Origin of the sequence: Flavobacterium sp. (assembly GCF_043722275.1) — a bacterium.
Taxonomy (GTDB): domain Bacteria; phylum Bacteroidota; class Bacteroidia; order Flavobacteriales; family Flavobacteriaceae; genus Flavobacterium.
This window is the reverse complement of sequence record NZ_JAYSPC010000169.1, coordinates 1-6,834: the sequence shown is the minus strand read 5'-3', so window position 1 is coordinate 6,834 and position 6,834 is coordinate 1. Positions and strand designations below refer to the sequence as shown.

The following is a 6,834-nucleotide window of genomic DNA, read 5'->3' as shown; positions in this document are numbered from 1 at the left end:
AAAACCTCCAAAATCAATTTGACTTTGGAGGTTTCTAATTTTTAACTTATTTACAAAAATCAAGGAATTAATTTCTGATTTCTTAAGTCCGTAAACAAGTCAAAAAATGAATCTTTTGTGCTTGTAAATGCTGTAAATCCCAGTTTTCTGCTTTTTGAGATATCTGTCATAACTTCCAGCGGGCGTCCAAGATCAAGATCTGTGTGCCAAGCCGATGCTAATTGATTTAAATCTGATTCTGATAAATTTTGCTCTTTTGCAATTTTTGTCCAGATGGCTTGTTTCTCATTTAAGCGTGCTTCAAGCGGTTTTATTTCGCTATTGAATCCTTCAAAATCAATTTGGAACCATTCTGCTATTTTTGGCCAAAGCCATTTCCAACGGAAAACATCACCATTTGTAATATTAAAAGCTTCATTGTGCGCATTTGGCGTAGTTGCAGCCCATATTATTTGGTCGGCTAAAATTTTAGCATCGGTAACATCAGAAATTCCGTTCCATTGTTCCGGAGATCCCGGCCAGATTAACGGAAGCCCTTCCTGCTTGCAAATACTTGCATAAACGGCTAAAGTACTTCCCATATTCATGGCGTTTCCTACCGCATTTCCTATCAAAGTATGAGGTCGGTGAATGTTCCAGGTAAATCCGTCTCGTGATGCCGCGCTGTAAACTTCATCTTCCTGCGCATAATAAAAATTAGGTAAATCTAATCTTGGCATTTCTTCTCTTAGCGGAGTTTCCGGCAATGTTCCTGCTTTGGCGTAAGCATCAAATGGTCCTAGATAATGCTTTAAACCTGTAACTAATGAAACATGTTTTACTGATTCTTTAGGCGATAAAACGTCCAATAAGTTTCGGATCATCGCACTATTTACCCTGATATTTTCTGCTTCGGTATCGTTTCGCATCCATGTTGTAAAAAAAACATGTGTTGGCGCAACATCTTTTAATGCTGTAGTTAAAGAATCTGTGTTCAATAAATCAGCAGCAATAGAATTTAATCCTTCGATATTATTTTTCGGGTTTCTTGAAAGTCCGAAAACTTTCCAGCCTTGTTCAATTAATTTTGTGGCAAGATTGCTTCCGGCAATTCCGGTTGCGCCTACAACTAAGGCAATATTGCCTTCTATAGAAAGTGTTGTTATTTTTTGAGAATCCATAATATGATTATTTTTTCCAAAATTACTTCTAAAACAAGCTTCAAAAAGATGATCTAAAACAAGAAATTCGATTGATCTATATCAAGTTTATTCTAATAATAAGTTCTTTTTAAGCCGACTGAGTGTTTCGGGCGAAAGTCCAAGATAAGACGCTAAAAGATTCTGCGGAACACGTTTGATCAAATCAGGATTGTTTTCTGCAATATGTCGGTATTTTTCTTCAGCGTTGTGCGTATGAGAACGTATCAGTCTTCGTTCTTTGGTAATTAAACTATTTTGGAAAAGAATCCGGAAATACCTGTCCATTACGGGAACCTGTAATGTTAAGTTGTTAAAATCTTCGGCGGTGATGGTCAAAATATCCGAATCTTCGATGGCATTAATGCTGTAAAACGATACTTCACCATTAAAAAAACTGTTCATATCTGATGTCCACCAACCTTCGGGCGTAAACTGGTTGATGTGTTCATTTCCTTTTTCATCGACATTATAGGCCTTTAAAAGTCCTTTAGATACAAATGTGAGGTATTTACAAACGTGACCTTCAACAATTAGAAACTGTCTTTTTTTAAGTTTTTGAGGTTGGAAAAAAGTTTTAATCAGTTCCTTTTCTTCTAAGGATAACGTAATTTTTTCTTCAAGATGTTTGAAAATAATATCGTACATATCGGGTTTATTGATGAAGTTAAGCAAAGATATGATATTTATTTTTCAGCGGTTTTTTGAATATTATGGATTCCGAAAGCTTCTTTTTTTGTAAAACTTTCAATTAAAATTTTACAAACGAAAATTTATTTTTTAACACATAGAAATATAGATTTTTGGATTCTTAAAAAGGCGTTTCACTTGTTTTAATACGCAAAGCTGATTATGTGAAAGTAATATGTTTCTTTTTTGTTTTCTTCCTTTTGTACATAAAATCTATGTTTGTATGTGATAAAATATTTTTCAGAAAACATATCTCCTACCCATTTTATTACGGTTTTTATATTACTATTTATATATCTTTGGTTTCGAAATCCTTAATTTTCAAACTTCAGTATAATTAAAGGTTAAACCAAAAATTCTATACAAACCAACCGTTACAATGAGTACAACAGGAATTAAATCTAAAACTCTTTTTATAACATTGCTTTCTTTTTTTATAATAAGTAATTCTTACGGACAAAAAACCAAAAATGAATTACTGAAATTAATCGGACAGAAAGATTTATCCATAGAAAAAAAATGCGATTATTTATGTGAACTTAGTACTATCTATAAAAAGTTTGATACCATAAAAGCGTACAATTATGCGCATCAGGCTTTAGAAATTGGTCGTGACGAAAAAGCAGCAAATATTCAGGCAATTGCTTATGAAGCGCTTTCGGATGTTGCCCGATTTACAGATAATATTCCGAAACAAATAAAATACGCTGATTCCAGTTCTGTTTTGGCGACAGCTTCAAAAAATCAAAAATCTATTGCTTACGCCAATTATGCTCTGGCGTATAAACACGAGGTTATTGGCAATAAGGAAAAATATATTTATTATATGCTGAAATCATTGGCTTATTTTGAAAAAAACAAGATAAGATATGATAAGTTGGTCAACGGATATGAAAATCTTGGGGCGAGTTTTAGCGATAATAATGATCTTAAATTCTCTGAGAAATACTGTAAAAAGGCTTTGGACCTGGCTTATGAAAGTAAAAATGAAGTCAATATTGCGAATGGTTTAACCAGTTGGGCGCTTTTTCTGGTGAATACTGCGGAACAAAAATCGCCGGTTGATTTAAATTTATTGCAAACTGCCGAAAACGATTATTTGAAAGCAATTGCCATTTTTGAAAATGAAAAAAAGAAGGGCAATATCAATTTTTCTTATGGAAGAACGTGGCTGAATCTGACGAGTCTTTATTTGTATCATTTTTTTGAAACCCGACCTGAAAAAACTTTAAAATATTTGCAAAAAACGGAGGAAGTTTGTCTGAAATTAAATGTTCCGATACAATTGATGGTGATGTACGGTCAACAAGCTCAATATTATACAAATTTGAATGATGTAGTAAATATTGAAAAAGTATTGAAAAAAGTAGAACAAAACATTGCTAAAGATTCAAAAGTGAATGCTAGATATTATGCATTATTGTATAAGAACTATATGGATCTTGCGGAATTAAAAGATGATTTTCCGGCTTATCGAAAATATTTTTATTTGTATGATAAAGCGTTGAAGGTTATGATCGAAAAGGAAAACCGGGCGAAGGAATATAATGCTTCGATACGTTTTGAAACGGAGAAAAAATCAGAGCAAATTAAGTTATTGACGGACAATTTAGAATACCGAAAGAAAATTAATTATTTGTATATCGCACTTTTGGTTTTTGTGTTTTTTACATTGGCTTTTATGCTTCGTTCGTATCATTTTAGACAAAGATCGTATATCAAAACCAATTTATTACTTCAAAAAGCAAATGAAGAAGCGACTCTTTTATCGAAAATAAAGGAGGAAGAAGCGATGATTGCCGTTCTGGAATCTGAATTAACGGAGAAGGAACTTCAAATTGCGATTCAGGAAAAAATACTGACGGAACAGCAAAAAAATAAGTTGCAACAGGAATTAATGACTAATAATTTGCAGTTAGAAAAGAAAAATGAGGTTTTAAAAGACATTCAGAATAAGTTGTCGGTTATGAAAACTGAGAAATCTACGGATATTAAAACGATCTCAAAAACTATTGACAAAAGTATGGAAGTCGATGATGAATTTGAGTTATTAAAAACGAGTCTGGAGAATACAAATCCTGTCTTTTTTTCGACTTTACAGGAAAAGGCTTCGGGAACTTTAACGAAGCTGGATTTTAAATATTGCGGTTATATTAAGTTAGGAATGAGTACGAAAGAAATCGCAAATCATATGAATATTGAAACTCAAAGTATGCGAATGGCGCGTTACAGAATTAAACAAAAACTGAATCTGAACCGCGAAACTGATTTGGATTCATATATTATGTCAGTTCAGTAAAATCAATACTTCCAGCGTTTTTCTGTTTTAAATTTAATGATCTTGTAGATACAAAATAGATACTAAAATGATGGTTGTAGATGGTTAGTATATACAAGATTTGCATTTTTTGAATATTTGATGTGTAGTTTTGAATTGAATTTTAAATCTACAAATCATGAACAAAAAGACGCTTTCAATTATTTCTTACATTACCATCATTGGGTGGGTAATTGCTTATGTAAATTACAATAAACTTACGGTTAAAGATTCTCTTACGAGATTTCACCTGAAACAAGGTTTGGGAATCGCAATACTTGGAATTGTAATTTCTGTTGCATTAACGATAATTGCAGTCGTAATACCAACTTTAGCAAGTATTTTAAGTTTGGTAAATATTGTGGTTTTAGTATTATGGGTTATGGGAATAATTAATGCTAACAATGAGCAGGAAATTCCTGTTCCTATTGTAGGTAAATTATTTACTGACAAATTTGATTTCATCAAATAACAATAAAATTGAACCGGTATAAGGACGTTTGTTTTTGTACTGGTTTCTTTTTTTATGAAATGAAATGTAAAATATAAAAATTCAGAGACATGAAAAAAATTCAACTTTTACTATTATTAATTTATATTCCTAATTTAATATATAGTCAGGTTATTGATAACAATATTCAGGGTTACTATCAGGCCAAATCCGATTCAAGCATTTATTCGTTTTTTGAGTTTGATGGAAATGGTAAAGTAAATATCGTCGGAATGGGGGCCGGCGATTACTTTATCAAAGGTGATTCGCTGATTGTATATCCGGATAAAAGCATTTTTAAATTTAAAATAAAAGGCAATACTTTGCTTGGTGCTTCGAACTGGGTTGAAAAACAAACGTGGATTAAAAAAGATACGGTAGTTGCAAATAATCGAAAAGACGCTGTTGCCTCTAAGAAAAAAGCAGAATTACTGCACGAATATTACAAAATATCCCAAACAAAATCGTCGCTTGATTTTGCGCTGAATGAAAAATCATTAAAAGCCCAGGAAGAAAAAATGAGCAATCTTTGTAATCAGGGATTGAGCAAGGCTTGTCTGGATTATTTTGGGATGATGCTTATTGCAGATCAGGGTTTGGGTGCGTTATTAAGCAATGAAAAAAATGATAAACCCATAACTGTTAATCCTGAAATTATTAAGCTTGGCAATAAAATTATTGCACAGGGCGAACCCGAAGGTTATACGGTTTTAGGTGCTTATTATTTCTATTTGGGTCAAAAGGAAAAAGCGGTTGAACAATGGAATATTGGCGCAGATAAAGGAAGTCAGAAATCTGTAATGGCTTTATTGCAGGTTGAAATGGAATAAAAATTATTCTACTTTTGAGAAGATTTTTATTTCTAAATTCTATTAAAAAAAATTAAACGTTTACATAAATTATTTTACTTATCATGAATCAATTAATTATCCTTACGACTCTTTTTATATGCAGCTTTTATTCTGATACAGCAATTAAAACTTCTGATAAGATGAAATCACCAATTGAAATTTCTGAAAATCAGTTTAAAAAAGATGATTTTAATGATGGCGAAGCGGCAAAAAAGTGGTTATTAAAAGCTATAGATCAGTATTTTAAAGAAACTGTTGAAATGGAGAACATTACGACTAAAGCCTATAGCGAATATAAAAGTGACGCGATGAATATCGAGATGGACGGCGGAATGAGTTTGGCTGCATTTGAGAAAAAATGGAACGGAAAGTTTAATACGAAACGTGTTGGTTATGACGGGTTTTTAATTTCGGCTCAGGATTGGAACAAGATTAGTGTTACAAGTTGTTTACTGATGAATACAACAAAAGATAATGGTTTTCTTTTTAGAGTTGTACTTAAAGATGTTGTGTCTAAAGAAATTTTCAAAAGAGATATTAAAGTTATTCTGACTGGAAAATCATTTTTGATTGCTGATGTTCTGGAATAATTGTAAATTAGATTATATCCTAAATAATAATACAAATAAATTAAAAATGACTTCGAAAATAAAACTCTTCTCTCTATTATTCCTTTCTATTTTCATGCAATCTTGCCAATTCGAAAATACTCCTGAGGAATATTTTGACAGAACTGCGTTAAATACGAATACTTTAACGGAATTTGGCGGAAAGGATTTCAAGACAATGGAACTTAATAAAAAGGGAAATCAGCTTTTGGCTTTTGATGAAAAAAGTACGTTTCCTGCAAAATCTTATGAGGATCATATTCTAAGATTTAAAATTCCGTACATCGATCAGATTATTGAAAAGATAAAGGATTTAAAACCTACGGAAGAAACTACGCCTTTGATCAATGCTTCATTAGATTTATTTGAATTTGTAAAAGGTAAATACAAAACCAATTACATTAAAATTGCTAAACTAATGGAAAGCAATGCGTCTCAGGAAGAAATTGATAAAGCAATTGCTGAAATGGAAAAAACATCGTTTCCTGAGTTTGATGCGAAGTATAAAAAAGTATGGGATCTTGCGATGCCGTATGCTAAAGAACACGGAATTGAGGTTAAAACATATTAATATAATCAAGCTTTAACAGCGTAATACTGATTTTACCGCAAAGCGCACAAAGTTTTTTTATAGCAGAATGTGTTGACAAACACAAAGTTCACAAAGCTTTGTGCTGATTTATCTTAGCGAACTTTGACG

General features: G+C 32.0%; 7 protein-coding genes. 5 read left to right on the top strand and 2 right to left on the bottom strand.

The window, feature by feature from the left end:
* Window positions 1-59 precede the first annotated feature (59 nt).
* The gene (locus tag ACHZDT_RS20635) at window positions 60-1,160 is read right to left on the bottom strand and encodes an SDR family oxidoreductase (protein ID WP_394776589.1); all 1,101 of its coding nucleotides are present in this window, start codon (window positions 1,158-1,160) and stop codon (window positions 60-62) included.
* An 87-nt stretch (window positions 1,161-1,247) separates the two neighbouring features.
* Window positions 1,248-1,826: a Crp/Fnr family transcriptional regulator gene (locus ACHZDT_RS20630; protein ID WP_394776588.1), complete on the bottom strand. Its 579-nt coding sequence runs from the start codon at window positions 1,824-1,826 to the stop codon at window positions 1,248-1,250.
* 421 nt (window positions 1,827-2,247) lie between these two features.
* Here ACHZDT_RS20630 and ACHZDT_RS20625 point away from each other — a divergent pair, with 421 nt between their 5' ends.
* The 5 genes from ACHZDT_RS20625 (at window position 2,248) to ACHZDT_RS20605 (ending at window position 6,705) form a co-directional block, all read left to right on the top strand.
* Window positions 2,248-4,167: a hypothetical protein gene (locus tag ACHZDT_RS20625; protein WP_394776587.1), complete on the top strand. Its 1,920-nt coding sequence runs from the start codon at window positions 2,248-2,250 to the stop codon at window positions 4,165-4,167.
* A 157-nt stretch (window positions 4,168-4,324) separates the two neighbouring features.
* Window positions 4,325-4,657, top strand: a complete 333-nt coding sequence (locus ACHZDT_RS20620) for a DUF4870 domain-containing protein (RefSeq protein ID WP_394776586.1) — start codon at window positions 4,325-4,327, stop codon at window positions 4,655-4,657.
* A gap of 89 nt (window positions 4,658-4,746) precedes the next feature.
* A complete protein-coding gene (locus ACHZDT_RS20615) occupies window positions 4,747-5,505 on the top strand; it encodes a hypothetical protein (protein WP_394776585.1) in 759 nt (252 codons plus the stop codon).
* Window positions 5,506-5,666: 161 nt separating this feature from the next.
* Window positions 5,667-6,116 (top strand): hypothetical protein, encoded by a 450-nt coding sequence (locus ACHZDT_RS20610; RefSeq protein WP_394776584.1) that lies wholly within the window; start codon window positions 5,667-5,669, stop codon window positions 6,114-6,116.
* A gap of 46 nt (window positions 6,117-6,162) precedes the next feature.
* Window positions 6,163-6,705: a hypothetical protein gene (locus ACHZDT_RS20605; RefSeq protein ID WP_394776583.1), complete on the top strand. Its 543-nt coding sequence runs from the start codon at window positions 6,163-6,165 to the stop codon at window positions 6,703-6,705.
* Window positions 6,706-6,834 lie beyond the last annotated feature (129 nt).